The organism is Sorangiineae bacterium MSr11367, from assembly GCA_037157805.1.
Lineage (GTDB): Bacteria > Myxococcota_A > Polyangia > Polyangiales > Polyangiaceae > Pendulispora > Pendulispora rubella.
This window is the reverse complement of the sequence record CP089983.1, coordinates 4,699,180-4,719,463: the sequence shown is the minus strand read 5'-3', so window position 1 is coordinate 4,719,463 and position 20,284 is coordinate 4,699,180. Positions and strand designations below refer to the sequence as shown.

At 67.7% G+C, this 20,284-nt stretch carries 8 protein-coding genes and 1 pseudogene; 6 read left to right on the top strand and 3 right to left on the bottom strand.

The window, feature by feature from the left end; genetic code table 11:
* Positions 1-29: 29 nt before the first annotated feature.
* From LVJ94_18840 to LVJ94_18830, 3 genes and pseudogenes are all read right to left on the bottom strand, one after another.
* The gene (locus tag LVJ94_18840) at positions 30-1,919 is read right to left on the bottom strand and encodes a M61 family peptidase (protein WXB09279.1); all 1,890 of its coding nucleotides are present in this window, start codon (positions 1,917-1,919) and stop codon (positions 30-32) included.
* A 96-nt stretch (positions 1,920-2,015) separates the two neighbouring features.
* A pseudogene (gene rpoD / locus LVJ94_18835) lies at positions 2,016-3,758 on the bottom strand (RNA polymerase sigma factor RpoD).
* Positions 3,759-3,936: 178 nt separating this feature from the next.
* Entirely contained in the window at positions 3,937-6,024 is a 2,088-nt protein-coding gene (locus LVJ94_18830) for a CHC2 zinc finger domain-containing protein (GenBank protein WXB09278.1), read from the bottom strand.
* Between the two features lie 427 nt (positions 6,025-6,451).
* Between LVJ94_18830 and atpD the strand changes: the two genes are divergently transcribed.
* The 6 genes from atpD to LVJ94_18800 all read left to right on the top strand — a co-directional run bounded on the left by atpD (position 6,452) and on the right by LVJ94_18800 (position 20,280).
* Positions 6,452-7,930 (top strand): F0F1 ATP synthase subunit beta, encoded by a 1,479-nt coding sequence (gene atpD, locus LVJ94_18825; protein WXB09277.1) that lies wholly within the window; start codon positions 6,452-6,454, stop codon positions 7,928-7,930.
* A 22-nt stretch (positions 7,931-7,952) separates the two neighbouring features.
* Entirely contained in the window at positions 7,953-8,471 is a 519-nt protein-coding gene (atpC, locus tag LVJ94_18820; GenBank protein WXB09276.1) for an ATP synthase F1 subunit epsilon, read from the top strand.
* On the top strand, positions 8,468-9,085 hold the full coding sequence (locus tag LVJ94_18815) for a peptidyl-prolyl cis-trans isomerase (GenBank protein WXB09275.1): 618 nt from the start codon (positions 8,468-8,470) through the stop codon (positions 9,083-9,085). The genes atpC and LVJ94_18815 overlap by 4 nt, the downstream gene beginning before the upstream one ends.
* 82 nt (positions 9,086-9,167) lie before the next feature.
* A complete protein-coding gene (locus tag LVJ94_18810) occupies positions 9,168-9,455 on the top strand; it encodes a polyhydroxyalkanoic acid system family protein (protein ID WXB09274.1) in 288 nt (95 codons plus the stop codon).
* Between the two features lie 134 nt (positions 9,456-9,589).
* Positions 9,590-14,533 carry a hypothetical protein gene (locus LVJ94_18805; protein ID WXB09273.1) on the top strand — a complete coding sequence of 1,648 codons (4,944 nt, stop codon included), beginning with the start codon at positions 9,590-9,592 and terminating at the stop codon, positions 14,531-14,533.
* Complete coding sequence (locus LVJ94_18800) at positions 14,530-20,280, top strand: hypothetical protein (GenBank protein WXB09272.1); 5,751 nt, start codon at positions 14,530-14,532, stop codon at positions 20,278-20,280. Before LVJ94_18805 ends, LVJ94_18800 begins: the two co-directional genes overlap by 4 nt.
* The last annotated feature ends 4 nt before the right edge of the window (positions 20,281-20,284 follow it).

Here is a 20,284-nt window from a genome sequence, read left to right as displayed (position 1 = left end):
CAGCATTCGCGCGTCCACGCAGCGAAATTTCAGCGATTTCGAGGTGCGAGCAAGGTCGCCAACGTATCGGGCTTCGAGGCCACGCGTTCCAAATACGGATAGCGGCCGCCCTCGTTCCACGTCACGCGGTGCGTGCGGTAAAAGCCATCGCGCTCGGTGAGTAGCTCGATGGGCGATGCCGAGCCTTTGTTGTCCGCGATGGTGCGCCGCAGGAGCTCCGCGCTGTATTTGCGGCCATTGACGGCGACGAGGACGGAGCCCTCGGCGACACCCGCACGCCCCGCGGGGCCGTCGAAGTGCACGTCGGTCAGGACGGCCTTGTCGTTGATCAAGATGCCCAAGGTGAAACGCTCGTTGATCGTCTTGTTGATGCGTTCGACGAGGCCTTGGCGATCGCTGGGCTTGTCGCGGTACGACAGGCGGTAGCCGGCGCCCTCGATGCCGCCGAGCGGTGCGTGCGCGGCCACCTCGGTGATGCGCTGCTCGAAGAAGGCTTTCCAGTCGTGCGCCGCGACGCGATTCAAGGCGGTGACGACGTCGCCCAGCTCGTAGGGCTTCACTTCGGCGCCGCCGCTCGTGCCCCCGAAGAAGGCGCGCAAAAAGTCGTCCAGCGAGCGGGCTCCCCCCGTTTTCTCGCGGATGAGCATATCCGCCTCGAGCCAGATGAGCAGGCTCTCGGGGTAGTAATCCCGGGCGCGCTGGGCCGAATACCACGGCCGGTTCGACTCCTGGCCGAACGCCGGGGTGTACGTCGTATCGCCCAGCGAGCGCCATTTGCGCGCCGGGATCGCATCGAGCGTGGCCGCGATGAGCGCGAGGGCATCCTTCGAGTCCTGCGGCTGCGCGAGACCGCTGCGCCCCGCGAGAAGCCACCCCAGGTACTCCGTGAGGCCCTCGTAGACCCAGAGCAAGTCGTTCCGCGTCGGCTCCTGGTAATTCGGCGTGGCCAGGCCCTTCGGGCGGCGGTACTTGCCGCACCACGAGTGCGCGTATTCGTGCGGAAGCAGCGTGCTCGCCAGGCGGAACTCGTCGTCCTTGGAGAAGAGGGCCGGCACGCCGAGGTTCTGGCTCGACGCGTGGTGTTCCAGGCCGTTGCCTCGATCGCCCTCGCTGCTCAAGATGTACAAGAACGAATACGCATCGTAATGGCGCGCCCCGAAGAGCGTCGTCGCCTCGCCCACCAAGCGCCGGTAGGTGGCAATCTGCTTTTCGTTCGCATTGACCGCGCCCTCCGTATCGCTCACGAGCTCCAAGCTGTGCGGCGCCCCCAGCGCGGTGCCCAGATCGATCGTGCGCCCGTAGCGCCCCATCACCACGGGCGAATCGACGAGCGTCTCCAGCGACACGCGCTGAAACGTCACCGACTCCCCTGCCTGCGAAACACGACGCAAGGCCGTGGCGAAGTGCCAGCCCGCAGGCACCTGCACACTGGGCTCGAGCTGCACGTCGCTGGAGCGAGCGCCCTTGGGATAGAGCACCACACGGTTCCAATTCAGATCGGACACGTCCGGCGTCTCGCCCCAGCGCTTGTCCACGACGACGTCGAGCTCCACCTCGATGGAGGACGCGGCCGCGGGCACGCTGAGGGCGAACTCCGACGTCTCCTCGGGATCGCGCTTCCACGCGAGCGGCTTTCCACCCGCGGAAAAGCGCAAGCCGCTGATGTCGGCGACCTTCCCCGTCGGCCCGTGCGTTCCCGGGATCCACTTGGGGTACACCAACGTGAGCGCCCCCGGCCGCGCCGGCACGGTGAGCTTCGCGTGGAGGACCATCTGGGGTGCATCGCGCGCATCGACCTGCACGCGAATGGGCCCGGTCAACGCGGCACGCGGGGTTGCAGGCGCCGCCGCAGCCTCCGGCGCGCATCCGCCCAATGCCAACACGCCCAAGATGAGCCCAAACCCTGCTGCCGTTCGCATTGACCGCACTCCCAACGTTTTTAACGACAGAGGGCGGTCACCCGACGGGTGCCGCCCCCCATGCTGTCGTACGCTAGGGTAGACCGAGCGAAACGGTCAGCTCTCGATGAACGATTTAAGCTGCTTCGAGCGCGACGGGTGACGCAGCTTGCGCAGGGCCTTCGCCTCGATTTGGCGAATGCGCTCGCGGGTGACTTCGAAGTCTTGGCCGACTTCTTCCAAGGTGTGGTCGCTCTTCTCGCCGATGCCGAAACGCATGCGCAGGACCTTCTCCTCGCGCGGCGTGAGGGACTTGAGGACTTTGCGGGTCTGCTCGGCGAGGTTCATGTTGATGACCGCTTCGGCCGGCGACACGACGCTCTTGTCCTCGATGAAGTCTCCGAGATGCGAATCTTCCTCCTCGCCGATGGGCGTTTCGAGGCTGATCGGCTCTTTGGCGATCTTCAGAACCTTGCGCACCTTGTCGAGCGGGAGCTCCATCTTCTCGGCGATTTCTTCCGGCGTGGGCTCGCGTCCGTATTCCTGCACCAGGTAGCGGCTGGTGCGGATCAACTTGTTGATCGTCTCGATCATGTGGACCGGGATACGAATCGTGCGCGCCTGGTCGGCGATGGCGCGGGTAATCGCTTGCCGGATCCACCACGTGGCGTACGTGGAGAACTTGTAGCCGCGCTTGTACTCGAACTTGTCGACGGCCTTCATCAGGCCGATGTTCCCTTCCTGGATCAGGTCGAGGAACTGCAAGCCGCGGTTCGTGTACTTCTTCGCGATGGAGACGACGAGACGCAGGTTGGCTTCCACCAACTCCGCCTTGGCCCGCTCGGCCACGCGCTCGCCCTCGCGGATCTCGTTGTAGGTCGCGCGCAGCGACTTGATGTCGAGCTGCAGCTCCTCTTCGACCTTCTTCAGGTTCTTCATCGCCGCGGCGTGGTTCGAGAGAACCTCCTCGGGCGTCACGCCGTGGCGGCGCTTGAAGCGGCGCTCCCCGTTGGCATCGCCCTTGGCCGTGCGCGCCTCTTTGCGCAGCTGGTCCATGTCGACGCCGGTGCGCTTTTCGATCTCCGTCGAGCCGCTCTCCGCGCGTTCGATCTTCTGGATCAACGTGCGCAGCTTCATGACGACGCGATCGATCGTCTTCTTGTTGAGACGCATGTCCTCGAGCGTCTCGACCATCTTGGCGCGGTTGCCGTCGATCTCCGCGTCGATGCTCTTCTTGCGCGCGGCGGTGGCGCCCTGAAGCTGCACGCGCAGCTCCTGCGTCGCCTTGTCGAGGTGACGGACTTTTTCGATGAGGCGCAAAATGCGGCGATCCGCCTCCTCCTCGTCGAACTCGCGATCCTCGTCCTCCGCGTCGCGGATGATGTCCTTCACCCGGATCTTGTGTTTGCGAAGCTTGTCACCCAGATCGATGATCTCGCGAACGGCCACCGGGCTATTCAGAATGGCGCCCAGAATCGTGTGCTCACCGGTCTCGATGCGCTTCGCGATCTCCACTTCGCCTTCGCGCGTGAGAAGCGAGACGCTTCCCATCTTGCGCAAGTACATGCGAACCGGATCGTTGGACTTCGAGTAATAGCTTCCGTCGTCCGCCTCTTCCTTCTCGGAGCGCGGGACCTGCTTGGTCTTCTCCGCGGCTTCCTCGGCGGCGATGCGCGTGGGGGCGATCTTGACCTGCGTCGCAGCGTCGACGATCTCGATGTCCTCGTCGCCGAGGACGCCCATCACGTCGTCCATCTGATCGGCAACGACATCGGCCGGCAAAGCGTCATTCACCTCTTCGTAGGTGAGAAAACCCTTGGTTTTGCCAGCCTCGATGAGCTGCTGAACTTCTTTCCGGTCGCGGTTCTTCGTCGCCATCGCGTCTTATACCTCGTGAGGTTTCATGGGAAGGTCACGTGAAGGAAGGGACTATGTGAAGTGAAGGGAGAAGGCGAAAAGTCTGAAAGTCTCTGAAAGGACTACGTCGAATCTTCTTGGTGAAGCACGAATCCGTCGATTTCTTTGTAAGCGACCCGTCCTAATACTCGGGTTCGGCTTTGGGTCCAGGGTCTACACGAAAGATTTTTGAAGAATTCAACCCCTCCGGCTCAGGGCGGTGCATGGTCGCTCCAGTTACCGGAGCGTACGGTCGGTTCTTCGGAGCATCGCCACGGGCCGCCAAAACCTGCCGGTGGTGCTCGGCGGCCAGGGCAACTTGCGATTCGAAATCGCCTTCATTTCTCTGGTTGTCGGCGGATTCTCGGGTCGTCTCCTCGAGGCGGATCGAGCGCAAAACCTCCGCCGCTCGGAACGCTTGCATCTTGGCCATCTCGACGTTGTCGTGTGTTGGGGCGGCTAGCCGCTCTGCAGCGAAAGCGCGGATGGCAGGATCGATACCCGCAAGACGCGTTTGAAACAGGTCCGTATCGAGACGACCATCTCCGGAGAGATTGCACGATTGCGCCAGCGCGGCCACCGTTCGCGCCGAAGGCCCCTCGAGCAACGAGAGCCACGGTTCGACCTCCGGATCGCGCAGCAGCTCCGGGTACTCGATGAGCGCCCCCACGAGGGCCGCGCGCGCACGCGCATCGGGCGCCCGGTTCGGAAGGCGCGCACGCTTGGGCGCGTCCTGCGTCTCGCCGCGGCGCAGGGTGGGCGGCGGGCCAGCTTTGGCCACGGCGCGCTTCACCGCATCGACCAACGCCCGAAAAGGTTCCTCGGGAACGTGACGCGCCACGCGATCGACGAGGCGCAAATCGATGCGTCCCGCAACTTGATCGGCGTGGGTTTTGGCCATCATCTTAATGAGAGGGTCGTCCTCCTCGGCGAGAAGTTGCGACACTTCCGTCACGCGGGCGGCACGCTCGTGGGCATCGGCAGCGGTGAAGCCGGCATCGAGCGAGCTATCGATCAGGTATTCGAGCATGCCCCGCGCATGTGCCAAGACTTCGTTGAGCGCCTGTACCCCGCGCGTGCGCAGAAATTCGTCCGGATCGACGCCGGCGGGCAAGTTCCCGACTTTCGCGCCGAGGCCTGCGTCGCGCAACGGTCCGCGTGAGGCCCGCGTGGCTTTGCGCCCTGCGTTGTCGGCATCGAAGAGAAGGACGACGCGGGACGCGTAGCGCTTGAGCAACTTGGCTTGGTCGCCGGTGAACGCGGTGCCGAGGGGCGCGACGACGTTCTTGATGCCCCGCGCCTGCAGGGAGACGCAATCGAAGTTGCCCTCGACGACGACGGCGCATTGTTCTTCGCGGATGGCATGGCGAGCCTGGTAGATGCCGAAGAGCATCTGCCCTTTGCTGTAAATCGGGCTCTCGGGCGAATTAATGTACTTTGCAGGTTTCTCGCCGCCGCGGCTTCCCGGGTCCTCGGAGTCCGGCAGGGCGCGCAAGCTTCGGCCGCTGAAGGCCACCACGCGTCCTTGCGGGTCCACCACGGCGAACATGAGCCGGTGGCGGAACCGGTCGTAGTGCCCCGCGCCCGAAGAGCGCGGAACGAGCAGGCCGACTTGCTCGGCGTACATGGGCGAGATGCCCTGCTGCTTGAGAAAGCTCGCGAGGCCGTCCCACGCGGCGGGGGCGTAGCCGATGCGGAAGGCCTGCAGGGCCTCGTCGATGGCCGCGGAGGATTTGCTCGCGCCCCCGGGAACGGCGGGGGCATGTTCTGCCCACCACGTGGGCACCAGCTCGCGACGGGCCAGCTCCTCCAAGGCGTAGCCCGCGTGCGGGTGCTCGCGCAGTTGCCGCTCGAAGAAGGTCGCCGCGAGGTTGTTGACCGAATAGAGATCGTCGCGTTGCTTGCGCTGACGGTCGACTTCGGTCCGCTCGCGAACGTCTTCCTCGATGGCGATGCCTGCACGCTCCGCCAGGACGCGGACGGCCTCGGGGAAGGACAATCCGTCCAGCTTCATCACGAAGTCGAGCGCGCTGCCGCCTTCCTTGCAGCCGAAACAATGGAAGAAGCCGCGGTCTGGATTGACGTGAAAACTCGGAGATTTCTCTTTGTGGAACGGACAGAGCCCGGTGAACGACCGCCCGCGGCGCTTGAGGGTCGGCACGCTCTCCAAAATGAGGGCAACGATGTCCGTGCGCTCGCGTACGAGCGCGATGGTCTGCGGCGATATCAACTGACCGTCCCGAACTCCCCGTGCCTTCGTAAACGCGCGAGCTTCAAGCCATGTGACAGAGCGACACGTTCAGGTCAAGTGCTGGTGCTGACTGGAAAAAACCGTTCCTGAACTCGTACGATGTCACACTTACATCGTGAGATATTTACTCCCGGTCAACGGGCCGGACGAGTGAATAGCGCAGAAGAAGGAAACCGCCAGGGGCGCCAAAATTTCGCCAGGATCGCCAGATGAACCATCACTCACCCAAATGAGGGAGGTTTGGTTTCCCCGCGGGCGGCTCTTTGGGGTCCTCGCGGTTTCCTTCTTCCCTGAGTGCGTGCGAGTGCAGGGGGAACAGGCCTTTCCAGTGGGGGGTACTGAACACGTGCGCAAACGGGGGTGGACGTCAAAGGGCCAACCATGATATGCGCGGCCCCGGAAAAACATGACTTCTCCCTCCATCCCCACTGGCACCGGCAACGCAAACAAAGGCAAGATCGTCCAGGTCATCGGACCGGTCGTTGACGTGGAGTTCCCCGAGGGGCACCTACCGAAGATTCTCAGTGCGTTGAAGGTTACGAACCCTGGTATTTCCAAGGCGAAAGAGAACCTCACGCTCGAGGTCGCCCAGCACCTCGGCGAGAACACGGTGCGCACCATCGCGATGGACACGTCCGACGGTCTCGTGCGCGGCATGGAAGCCCGCGACACCGGCGGTCCGATTGCGATGCCGGTCGGGCCGGAGTGCCTGGGCCGCATTTTGAACGTCATCGGCGAGCCGGTGGACGAGGCCGGGCCGGTCAACGTCAAGAAGACCGCCCCCATCCACAAGGCGCCCCCCACCTTCCAAGAGCAGTCGACCAAGGTCGAGGTCTTCGAGACGGGTATCAAGGTCATCGACCTCCTCGCGCCATATCGTAAGGGTGGAAAGATCGGTCTGTTCGGCGGCGCCGGCGTCGGCAAGACCGTCCTCATCCTGGAGCTCATCAACAACGTCGCCAAGGCGCACGGCGGCGTGTCGTGCTTCGCCGGCGTCGGCGAGCGCACCCGCGAGGGCAACGACTTGTTCCTCGAAATGCGCGAGTCGAAGCTCGAGTCGGGCGAGCCGGTCATCTCGAAGACGGCCCTCGTGTTCGGCCAGATGAACGAGCCGCCGGGAGCCCGCGCCCGCGTCGCGCTCTCCGCCCTCACGGTCGCCGAGTACTTCCGCGACGACGAGGGTCAGGACGTCATGCTCTTCGTCGACAACATCTTCCGCTTCACCCAGGCCGGGTCGGAAGTGTCCGCGCTCCTCGGCCGTATCCCCAGCGCCGTCGGTTACCAGCCGACCTTGTCGACGGAAATGGGCGCCCTTCAGGAGCGCATCACGTCGACGACCAAGGGATCCATCACCAGCGTGCAGGCCATCTACGTGCCCGCCGACGACTTGACCGACCCCGCGCCGGCCACGACGTTCGCCCACTTGGACGCCACCACCGTTCTTTCGCGCCAGATCGCGGAGCTCGGCATCTACCCGGCCGTCGACCCGCTCGCGTCCACGTCGACCTTGCTCGACCCGCAGGTCGTCGGACAGAAGCACTACGACATCGCCCGTAAGGTGCAGTCGACCCTGCAGAAGTACAACGACCTGCAGGACATCATCGCCATCCTCGGTATGGACGAGTTGAGCGAGGAAGACCGCCTCGTCGTGTCGCGCGCCCGCAAGATCCAGCGCTTCTTGTCGCAGCCGTTCTTCGTCGCCGCCCAGTTCACCGGCACGCCCGGCAAGCTGGTGAAGCTCGACAAGACCATCGAGTCGTTCGAGCAGATCCTCGACGGCAAGTTCGACGACGACTTGAAGTACCCCGAGCAGGCCTTCTACATGGTGGGCGACATCGAAGAGATGAAGGTCAAGGCCGCCGAGCTCACGAAGACCAAGAAGTAAGAGCTCCGAAAGAACTCGAACCATGGCCGAAAATAAGATCGAGTTGGAGATCGTGACGCCGCGCGGGCGTGCCCTCACCGCATCGGTGGACGAGGTGACTGCGCCCAGCGTCAACGGCGAGCTCGGTGTCCTTCCCGGACACTTGCCGCTGCTGGCGGCGCTGCAGAGCGGCGTCGTGTCGTACCGCGTCTCGGGCGAGCAGAAAAAGTGCGCGGTGGGTCCGGGCTTTGCCGAAATCGGCCCGGAGAAACTTCTCATCCTCACCGACGAATTCTGCGAGCGCGAAGGCCTCGACCCGGTGCCGCTCCGCAAGGAGCTCGCCGAGATCGACGCGCAGTTGGACAAGCTGATCGCCGATTCGACGGTGGAAGCACCGGCGGCCGCCCAGCGCCGCGAGCTCGCCGCCCGCGAGAACTGGATCGCCGCCCAGCTCGAGCTCTATGGCGATCCGCCGGCTCCCACGCTCCGCACCGAAGAATTCGGCCCGACGCCCCCGCCCCCGGATGAAAGCGGCGACGACGAGTCCAACGGCTCGAAATGAGTGAATCGCAAGGGTCCGCCCGCACGGCGGCAATCGGCCTGGGGGTCGTGGTCGCCGTTCTCGCGTTGGTTCTTGCCTTCAAAGGTGGCGGCTCGAAAACGGCCGCTGTCGTCGATGCGGGTGTGGACGCTGCGGTAGCGGACGCGGCATTGGATGGTGCGGGAACGACGTCCGCCGAGGTGGATGCGGGGGATCCCTTTGGCCTGGACGGTGTCGGATCCGCACCGACGGAGCGCGAGGACCGCCTCGACTCGGGCGTGGGCGCCGTACTGCCGGATGGAACGCCGGTGCCTCCCCTGCCCAGCACCGCGCCGCGCCAAGTGCGCCTCGGTGTCATCCTCGTGACCTACGAGGGCGCGCAGGGTGCACCTGCCAAGGCGCGCTCGAAGGCCGAGGCCAAGGAACTCGCCGCGAAACTTGCAGCCGAGGCGAAAACCGATTTCCACGCGGCCGTGTCCCACGGCGACAGTGGGTCTGCCGACGATCTCGGCCGGATCCCCCGCGGGACACTGGAACTTGCCCCGGAATACGTGCTTTTTACGATGCCGTCGGGCCAAACGAGCGAGCCTATCGATACCCCGCGCGGGTTTTGGATCGTGAAACGCCTCGATTAACGTAACGTTTAGCAACCGACACCCGAGAAGCCTGGCACTCCACTCAGGAAACCAGGAAAGCTACAGGAGAGAGGCAACGCTCATGGCCACCATCGATATCGCCCGCCCCCACGCACTCACCAAGGAAGAAGCCAAAAACCGCGCCGAGCAGCTTGCAAAAGGCATGCAGGAGAAGCTCGGTATCGTGTGGAACTGGGTCGGCGACGCCATCGAGTTCAACGTCCCGAGCGGGGCGGCCAAAGGTGCCAAGGGCAAGGTTGGCGTCACGGACCGCGAAGTCCGCGTCGAGGTGGATCTGCCGTTCATGCTCAAAATGATGAAGGGCACCGTCGAAGAGAAGATCCAAGAGAAGCTCAAGGCCCTGCTGTAATGGCGGCCCGGATGGCTCCCTGATCGGCCGCTCCCTGATCGGCTTCGCGGCGAGTCCGGGGCGGGCTTCATTATTGTATCGCGTGCGGGGGATAGCCTGCGCTACCTTTTGGCTCCAAACAGGGCATGGCGCATATGTCCAACACGATAAGCCTGCCGCCCGATCGCGGACCATCCGCAGCTGCAGGGTCTCAGGAGTCGCCGAAGGGGGGAGAAATTGTCCGTTACCTGCGTGCGGAGGTCTCCGCCACGGAGGATCGCGCGAGGCAGGCAAGGCTCCTCGGCGAGATAGGCGACCTTCTCGAACGCGCAGGGGATGAACCGGGGGCGGCGCGCGATTACCTCGCCGCCTTCAACGCGGACCCGATGTTCCGCGAGCCGCTCGAGGCGTTGGTGCGCCTCATGGAGCGAAGGCGCTCGCTGAAGAACCTCGGGCGCGTGATCGATGCCCTGGTGCGCGCCTCGGTGACGCCGGAGGAGAAAACTCGCGCGCTGATCATGCGTGCTGCGTTCCTCGAGGATGTCGCGGGCGATCTGAAGGGCGCCAAAGATGCCCTGCGCGAGGCGACGGAGCTGGCGGCGACGGACGTGGAATCGGTCGCGGCATGGCTTGCGCAGGAGCTGGTCGCGGCCAAGAGCGGCGATCCGGCGACGCGACGGCGTGCGCTGAACGAGCGGGCGCACCGCCCGAGCGATCCCACGTGGCAGGCGCTGCTCCTGATCGACCTGGCCAAGATGCTCGCGGAGGCGAGCGACATCGCGGGCGCGTTGGCCGTGCTCGACGAGGCACGCGGGAAAAAGGCCGGGGCCACCTATTTGGCCACCGTCGCCGCGGAACGCCTGGCCCGCGGTGAGGGCGAGTCGCTCCTTGGCAGCGCCGAGGAGGCGAAGACGCGCGCCGAGTCCTATGCCGCAGCGCTCGATGCGCAGGCGGAGCTGATCGTCACCGGGATGAACGAGGCCGCGCGGGGCGATGCGCTGGGTGTGCCGCACGCGGTACGCACCGTTCCGCACTTGGTCGACGCGTGCTTGCGCGCAGGCGAAGTACGTCGCCACCTGGGCGATTTGCCCGGGGCCGCCGCATCGCTGGACCGGGCGCTCGCGTGGACGGAGGCCGACGAAGGGCCGGCGCTGAGCGATACGATGGCCGGGCCGCGCACCAAGGTGCAAGTGCCCGCTGGGGCGATGCTCTCGTCGCTGCTGTTGGGCGCACGCATGCGCGTGGCCGAGCAGCAAGGCGACATGGAGCTCGCGTCGAAGCTGTCCCTGAAGCTTCTTGCCCAGGAGAAGGACGGCAGCGTCAAGGCGTCGCTGGCCATGCGGCTGGCCGAGCGTGCGGTGGGCACGCGCGATCGGCGCGGGGCGTTGGAAGCGCTGTCGAAGGCGGTGGCAAACGATCCGGTGTGCCTGCCGGCGCGGGCACTGCAGCTCGATTTGCTGGCCGACTCGGGCGATCCGGCGGCGTTTGCCTCGCAGCTCGAAGCCTTTGCCGATTGCCTGCCGAGCGAGGAGGCCCGCGCGCGGGCGTTCGTGCTCGCCGCGTACGTGTGGGGCGTGCAGGCCGACGATGCCACCGCCTCCAAGGCGGCGTTGGCCGAGGCGCGGATGCTCGGCACGGCGGACGACGTCATCTGGCGCGTGGGCCGGACGATCGCCCTGGTGCGCGGCGACACGCAGTGGGCCGACGACGTCACGCGAAGGCTGATGGTCGGCGGCGGTGCGACGGCGCGCGATCGGGATCGCAAGTCGGACGCGGTGCCCAACGACGCGGAGCTCGCGCATTTGTGGCTCGGCGCCGTTCGCAATCGGCTGGCGCGCGGCGATGAAGAGGGACTGCGCAAAGCCATCGCCGAGTTGACCGACACCGGTGAAGGCGCCTGGCTCGCGCACATGCTGCAAGCCTTCCTCCCGGCGCCGAAGGGCGAGGGGCCGGATGCCTCCCAAGTGCTCTCGGTGGAGACGCGCGAGGCGCAGCGGGCCGCTCTCGAGAAGCTGGCCGATCTGGAGCACAAGCCCAAGCTGTCGCGCAGCCTGGCCCTGCTGTCCGCGTGGCGTGCACACGATGCCGGTGACACCAGTGCGGCGCGCGTGCGGCTCCGCGGCCTGGCCGGCAAAGATCCCAGCGATCCGCTGGTGGCCACGTACCTGGCGGAGCTCGAACGGGAAGATGGCTCCCCTGCCCTCGCCGCCTCGGCGCTCACCGCCTGCGCCATGGCGACGGACGACGACGATCTCGCGGCGGCGATGCACATCGAGGCGGGACTGTCGCGATGGCGCGCCGGGGAAAAAGAGGCGGCGCTCGATTCGTTCGAGCGGGCCGCGCAAAAGGCGCCGATCGCCGCGCGGGCGGTGCTCGCGTGGGCGGCGCGCGGAACGGCGGGCGAGTCGCTCGAGCGACGGCGCAGGGCCATCCGCTTCGCCAAGCCGGTGGACGAGGATGCCGCGATCCTCGAGCTCGAGCATTTCGCCACGGAGGTCTTCGCCGGCGACACCGAGGAAGCGCAGAAGGCGCTGTCGCGGCTCGAAGATACGAGCGAGGGAGACTTGGCGCTGGCGGCGGCGCTCGCGCGGCTCGCATGGCAGGACTCGGCGGCCACGCGCGATCGCGTGGAGATCGCGCTTGCGCGCATCGCACCGGCGGGACCGATTGCGAACCAACTCGCAGCGGCAGAGCAACTGCGGCGGGTGCGCGGCATCGATCCGGAGGCTGCAACGGAGGCCGCGCAGCGTTGGTTCGACACGGGTGGAGGGCTCGCGGCTGCGTTCGAATGGCTCACGGCCGCCATCGCGGGACGCGCACCGGCACGCGAATCGGAAGCGCGCCGCGCCATCGCACGAACGCTGCGCGGCGAGCAGCGTGAGGCGATGCTCGCCAGCGCGGCGGTGCTGGACGCGCTGCAAGGCCGCGCGGACGAGACACCGCTGCTCGGCGGACAATCGGCGGCGGTGCGGCTCGCCAACCTGGAGATCTCCCTTCCGGGCTCCGATCCGCGGCGGCGCGCACGGGCGCTGCAAGGCCTCGGCGATGCGCTCGGTGAAGAGGCTTCGGCCGATGCGATGTCGCTCTCGGGTTGGTCACTGCTCGCGATGGGCGATGCCGCGGGGGCGCATGCCGCGTTCGACGCGGCGACGAAGGCACGCGGCGACGATGTCGCGGCGTGGGAGGGCTTGCGCGCAGCCGCGGAGGCCCTCGGCGATCGGATCGCGCAGGCCCACGCGACGATGGGCCTCGGCCTGCGCATCAGCAGCGGCCTGCGCGCGGGGGAGATCCTCGAGCATGCCGGACGCATTTGGTTGCAGCTCGGCGACGAGGCGGCGGCCGAGCGCGCGTTCGATGCGGCGTTCGACCGGGATGCCTCGCGGGCGTTCGCCTTCGACAAAGTGTTCCGCGCGGTGCGGGCGCGGAAGGACTCGGACAAGCTGCTCTCGCTGATTTCGCGGCGCGTGGAGATCTCCGAGGACCCGGAGGAGCTCGGGAAGCTCTTTTGGGAGCAGGCGCGCGTGCTGCGCGAAAAGGGTGACATCGACGGCGCCTTCAAGGCGCTGGAAAGCGTCACCATGTTCGAGCCGGAGCATGTGGGGGCCCTCGCCCTGACCGGCGAGATCTTCATCCGGCGCGGCATGTACGAAGAGGCCGCGGAGAGCCTGGCCAAGTTGGCCACGGTGCCGGAGGCGCCGCCGAAGAATCGGGTCACTGCAGGCATCGCCGCGGTGGACCTTTACGAGAACAAGCTGGATCGCTTCGATCTGGCGCTCGCCGTGCTGATCAAGCTGCACGCGGCGGGGCTGTCCACCCTGCCCGTCCGCGAACGCCTCGCACGCGCCGCGGCCCGCACGGGAAGCTGGAACGAAGCGACGGCCATCCTGCACGAATTGATGCACGAGCGCGAAACGGCGCAGGGTCGGGTCGCGGCCGCGCGGCTCGCGATGGCCATTCACCGCGATCGCCTGGGCAACCCGCAGGGCGCGGCGCCGGCGGTGGTCAAGTTGCTCGAGGAGGCTCCGGGCGACGGCGAGGCCATCGATCTGCTGCTGCGCATCGAGGTCGAGCCGCAAACGCGGCGGGCGCTGTTTGCCAACGTGAAGGAAGCCTTGGTCGGCGTTCTTCGGGAAAATCCGGTCGATGCGGCGACGATCCGGAGGCTCGCGCGGATTGCGCGTGGCGCCGGCGATACCGAAATCGAGCATGCCGCGCTATCGACCTCGCAGCTGGTCATCGGAACGGACGGCAACGACGAAGCGATCTTGCAGAGCTTCGTGCAGCGCAAGGCGCGCGTACCGCAAATGGCCATCGACGCCGGCTTGCGCGCGGCCATGGTGGCGCCGGGCGACGCCGGCCCCATGGCGGACTTCTTCCAAGTCATGGCCCCCACCCTGGCCGAGGCATTGGGTCCCTCGCTGACCGCGCTGGGATTGACCAAGCGCGATCGCGTCGATCCGCGCGGCGGCATGACCTTGCGCAACGAGATTGCCGCGTGGGCGGGCGCCTTCGGGATCGACTCGTTCGATCTGTACGTCGGCGGACGCGATCCGTTGGGGGTTTACGGCATTCCAGGTGAGATCCCCTCGATGGTCATCGGCTCGGGCATCACCTCCCCGTTGCCACCGCCGCTGCGGGCGCGCGTGGCGAGCGAGCTCTATGCGATGGCCCGCGGCAGCACCATCGTGCGGAGCCGCGACGCCACCTCGGTGGCGGCGATCTTCGTGGCCGGGTGCCGCTTGGCCGAGTTGCCCATCGAGGCGCCGCCTTACGCGGTGCTGCCGGAGATCGAAAAGAGCATCGGCAAAGTGATTGCTCGGCGAACGAAAAAGCTGCTGCCCGAGCTTTGTCGGGCGGTGCTGCAGTCGGGACAGGATGCGCGAACGTGGTACCTGCGGGCCCATTTGACGCTGGCGCGGTGCGCGCTCATCGCCTCGGCGGACGTGTCGTTCGTCGTGTGCGACGCCATTGGTGAGCCTCCGGAACGGGTGCGGGCGGTGCTCAAGAGCGAAGATTACGCGGTGGAACTGTTGCGCTTTGCTTTCTCGCCGACGTACCTGCAGGTGCGGCGGGCCTTGGGTCTCGAGGGGTTGTCATGAGCGACGGCAAGCCGCCCAGCGGTTTCCTCGACGGCGACGACGATTTCGATTGGGACGCCGCCCTCGACGAGTGGGAGGTCAAGAGCTTCGAAAACGACCCGAAGGCGAAGTCCGCGGAACCGCAGGCCGAGGCGCAGCAAGCCGGTGAACAAGGCGAGCAAGGCACCACGCCGACGATGAAGCCGGGTCCCGGTGTCGAGGTGGAGTCGGCGGACGTCGAGATCCCCACCCGAGCCCGGGCGGAGACGCCACAAGGACTGATCGACTTGAGCGGCGGTGACGATGACCGCGAGGGCATCGCCACCAGCGTCTCGTCGATGGCCACCATCGAGTCGCTGCGCAATGCCAAGACGCCGGGGGCGCTCAGTCGCTCCAAGGCAGGGCTCGGGCAGCTCTTCGGACGGAACCTCGAGCCCACGGCGATGCTGGGCGATGGCTCCGTGGTGACGAGCGCGAAGGAGCTCGAGCAAACGGCACAGGCGGACAAGGACGAGCGCGCGGAGACCTTGGAGTCGCTGCGAACGACGGCGCGCATGGATCGGGAAGAGCCCGAGACGGCCATGGGGCCCCTCGCCGAGGGCGCGATGTACGATCCGTTCGCGGAGACGTTCAATCTGACGACGAACGACGTCCCGACGGCACCGCCACCCGCACGGCCCACACCGCTCGCGCCGGCGCCGGAAAGCACACCGACGCCCGAGGCCGCGCCGACGTCAGCGACCTCGTCGACCAAGGACAAGCCGCAATTCTTGGTGCCGGAGTTCGAGTTCGATCGCATCGAGGACAGCGCCGAAGACCCCATCGAGACGACGGGTCTTCGGACGAGGGGGGCCACGACCCTTCCCGGCGCGGCGGCCTCGGGGCCCGTGCCGGTGGTGCGAGACAGCGGACACCGCGCGTTCGGCGACGAAGAGGAGATGGAGACCGCGATTTACGCGATCCATAGCCCCGACGGTGCGCCGCCTTCGCTGCGGCGCTCCTTTCTGCCGCCGCCGGTGCCTCCGGTCATCCCGCCGTTCCAGGAGCGGCCTGCCAGCGGGCCTGGAACGGAGCCTCCGCCGCCCGGCAAGGAAGGCGAAGCCGAGAAGCCTCCGGTCAGCCGGAGCGACGTGCCGCCGTCGATTCCCCCGCCCATGTCGGCCGTTCCCACCTTCGAGGGACAGAAGCCCGCCTCCGAATGGCTGAGCGACGAGGCCCGCAACACGATGGACGCGCGGTGCGCGTGGCTCGAGGAGGAGGCGCGTGCGGCCGAGGATCCCGCGGCCCGTGCCCGCGGGCTGCTCGCCGTGAGCGAGATGCGCGCGATCCTCGGACAGCGCCACGAGGCGGAGAAGCTCGCGGCCGAGGCGCGCGATGCGGAACCGAAGCTCGCGCTTTCGCATCGCCAGGCACGCGCCCTGGCCGGTGACGACACGGACCGATTGCAACGCATCGACGCCACCGCCGTGGCCACGACGACGGAAGCCGGGCGGCTGCACGAGCGGCTGCTGGCGGTGGAGGCCGTGCGGCTTCGAGGCGAAGGCGAGGAGCTGCTCTGGGATCGCTGGGAGCAGACGTGGTTGCACGCGCCGGACGACGTTCGCGTGGTCGTCGGACGCGCGGCGCTGGCGCTCTCGCACGAGCAGATGGCCAGCGGCGCGCTGCGCGTTCCGGAGGGGCCCGAGCTCGCGCTCGTGGCGCAAGCCATGGAGAGCGCGCTGCGCCTGCGCGGCGTCGAGGTGGGGCTCGAGGCCACGGGCGAGCGGCCTGCGCTCTCCGAAAAGGGCGCGGCGTCGGACAAAGGCGACAAGAAGCGCACGCCGGATGCCGCGTCGATCCTGCGGCGCGCGCGCACGGCCCTGACCATCGGGCAGCCGGTGCTCGCCGCGCGCATCCTGGCCGAGTTTTCCGATGTGCCCGAGCTGTCCGGGGCCGCGGCGTGGCTCTCGGCCGCGCTGTCGGTCACCGATCCGGACGCGCGCGCGTCGTCGCTGGCCTCGCTCAAAGGCCTGGAAGATCGGGCGGCGGTGCGGGCGCGGGCGGCACGCGGGCTCGAGCTCGGCGACACGGCGGTGGTGGCGTCGGCGCTCGAGGTGCCCAACATTTTTGCGCCGGAAGAAGAGCTCGTGCTGCGCCTCTTCGCCGGGGCGTCCGAGGATCTGACGCGGCCGCTGGTGCGTCGCATCGAGGGCGAGGAAGGGCTCGCGCCCTTTGCGGCCGCGGCGGCGGCGCTGGTGCGTGGTGATGCATCCCAGGCCAAAAAGGCGGCCGGCGACGACGTGAAAAAGCGTGCCGTGGTGCTGGGGCGACTCCTCGCGCAGCGCGCACCGCTAACGGACATCGAGGAAGCGGCCCTGGCCCGCCGCGACGATGCCCCCGAGGAATCGCGGGCGTTGCGGCTGGAGGTCGCCTTCCGCAGCTCCCGCTGGGAGTCGCTGGTCGAGACGCTTTCGTCGTGGGAGGGCGGCTCGCGCCCGAGCGATCGCTGGATGGCCGCGGCGCTCATTGCCGAGCGCGCCGGGGATCGCGAGCGCGCGCTGTCGGCATACCGCCACGCGCGCGAGCAGGAGCCGGAGAACGAGGTCGCACTTCGCGCAGCGGTCGAACTGGATCCGTCGATCGATCTGGCATCGGAGCTTCGCGCGATGGCGCTAAAGCTCGAACACGGTTCGCGGGCGGCGCTTACGGCCATCGAAGCGGTCGCCCGCAAGGGGCAGCTCGACAACGAGGCCAAGCTGGAGCTGCTCGAGGTTGCGCACCGGGCTGCGCCGTCGTTGCCGTTCGCGTCGTTCTTGGCCGAGCGCATCGCCCGCAAAGAGGGGGACGTCTCCAAGGTGCTCGGCTGGGTCCAGAAGCGAAAGGAAACGGCCAGCGATCCGCTTGAAAAAGCCCTCGACTCCGTGCGCGAAGCCTTGCTCGTCGCGGATCAGGATCGCGCCTTCGCCACCGAGCGGCTCGTCCAAGCGCAGAGCGCGCGGCCCGATGACGTGGCCCTGCGCGACCTGTACGAGCGCATCGCCGTCGATGCGCCGACCGACGGCGCGTCGTGGCGCGAGGAGCGCGCGGCCACGGCCGCGGGCGAGACGCGCCAGCGCTGGCTCCTGGAAGCTGCGCATGCCTACGAGCAGCGCGGAGACCGCGAGGGGGCCCTGCGCGCGGCGTTGGCCGCGGCCGCGGCCCACGAGGATCCGTTGCCCTCGCTGGAGCGGGTCGTGCTGGAGCGCGCGGAGCTCGCGTCGGGGCAAGTGGCCCGCCTGGCCGAAGAGCTCCTGAACACGGCACGGCAAACGGAAGACGTGGTGGTGCGGCGCGAAGCCTACGAGCGGCTGGCCGATCTGGATGCCAAGGCGCGGCAGGATGCGGCGAGCGCCCTTCTCTGGCATCGCACGATCCTCGAGGAGACGCTGGACCACAAGCCTAGCCTGCGGCACGTCGAACACGCGCTTCTTTCCGAGGCGCGCGACGACGAGCTGGAACCGGTGGCCACCTTGATTGCGCGCGTGCTGGCGGGCACCGCCGGCGGCGAAGCGGCCGCACATGCCGGGATCGCAGCACGCTTGCGCATGCGGCGCGGCGACTGGGGCACGACGTACGATCTCGCCGCGCTGGGCAAGGCCGAGAACGATCCGCCCATCTGGGCACTGCGCTTGTACAACGCGCACGCGCGCACCCGGCGCGATCTCGGCGCCGAGCTGGAGGCCACGCGGGCGCTGCTGCAGCGCGCGTCGCGCAGTGCGGAAGTGTCCGGCCTTTTGCTGCGTGCCGGGCAAGCCGCGGTGATGCTCGGACGCACCGCCGAGGGCAAAGAGCTGCTCGAGCGGGCCATCACGGAAGATCCTGCAGACATCGTGGCGTGGGAGAAGCTCGCCGAGGCGCGCCGGGCCTGCGGCGAGACGCGGGATGCCGCCAGCGCCTACGAGATGGTCGCGAAAGGCTCGCAGGTGCCCGCCCATCGCGTGGCGGCCTGGTCCAAGGCGGCGCAGATCTGGCTGGACGATCTGCACGACGACGACCGAGGCATGCTCGCCTTGAAGGAGGCCGCGCAGCTCGACGTGAGCGATGCCAACGTGTTCACGCGCCTCTGCGCGCTGTACACGAAGCGCAACCTGTTCGCCGAGCTGGGGGCGCTGCTGGAAATGCGCGCGGCCACCGTGACGGAGCCGGCGGAACGGCTCTCGCTCGAGGTGGAGCGCGGGCGCGTGCTGCTGGGCGTGGGCGATTCCGCGGGGGCCAAGCGGGCACTCGAGGCTGCGCTGGCGCTGGATCCGGACCATGTGGAGGCGCTCAAGACGTACGGCGAAGTCTCGGCCGGCGTGGCCGATTGGAACGCCGCCGAGCAGGCCTGGGTGCGGCTCTCGCGCCTGGCGGCGACGCCGGAAGAGCAGTGCGCCATCTACGAGCGGCTCGGCGACTTGTACGCGAACCACGAGGTGAACCTGGAGCGCGCGGAGCTGGCCTTCGAAGAGCTGCTCAAGCGCAAGCCGGGCGATCTGACCACGCTCTCGCGGCTGGTCGACGTGTACCGACGGCGCGGCGACGTGGACAAGGCGCTGGATCTGCAAAACCAGCTTTTCCTCTCGACGCGCGATCCGGTGGAGCGCCGCCAGCGGTACATCGAACGGGCGTCCATCTACGAAGAAGTGGCCAACGAACCGCGCAAGGCCGAGCAGACCTTGGAGGCCGCTCGGCGCGAGTTCCCCACCGACGTGGTGGTGCTGCGGGCGCTGGCCGAGTTTTACATGCGCCACCGGCAGCTTCCCGCGGTGCACATCCTGCTCGATCGAGCGGCCGCGGATGCGCGTCGCGCGTTTGCGGCGGGCCGGTTCGCACCGACGTCGTTCGAAACGATGGCCACGGTCTACGAGCTGCGCAGCAAGAAGGACGCGGCCAACGTGGTCAGCGCGAGCCTCGCGGCGTTCAGCGGCAAGCCTGCGAACATCCAGGGTGCGCAAGCACGCGCCGGCGACGCGCGCCTCGACGAGGTGCTCGCGCCCGACGTGGTGATCCCTGCCCTGCGCGCGCTGTTGGCACGCACGGGCGACGCGCTCGATGCCATCGTTCCGCTCGATCCGCGATCGGTGCGAGCGGCGCCGCTTCCAGCGTCCGCCGCACACGTGCAGACGCTCGCGACGACGCTCGCCACCGGCATGGGCATCACGGGCTGCCAAGTGCTCGTCTCGCCGCAGGTTGGCCTCACGTGCGTGCCGGTGAGCTCCACGCCGCCCATGATCATCTTGGGCGAGGCGCTCCTGTTGCCGTCGACGAACGAATTGAGCCGCACCTTCCTCCTGATGCGCGCACTGAAGCTCGTGCAGGCGCGCGCGTCGGCGCTGCTGCGCATCGTCGCGAAAGACCTGCCCGTGCTCGTGGCGGCGTGGCTTCACGTCTTCAATCCGAGCTGGAAGCCGCAGGGAATCAACCCGACCGCGCTCGCCGAGGCCGCGCGACGGCTGCAGGCCGCGCTGCCGCGAAAGCTCGATCAGGACGTCGGCCTGATGGCGCTCGAGGTGGCCGGCTCCGTGGGGACGCAGGCCGCCGTGCTCGGCCCGGCGGTGGTGTCCTGGGCGGATCGCACCGGATTGCTCGCGGTGGGCGATCCGAATGCCGCGCTCGAGGCCATCGCGTGGACCTTGGGTCTCTCGTCGGTGCCAAGCGATCCCGACGAACGCGCGGACTGGATCTCGAAGACGCCGCAGGCACGCGAGATCATCGGCTACAGCGTGAGCGACGGCTACGCCGAGGCGCGGGCGCGCTCGGGGATGAAATAGCTCG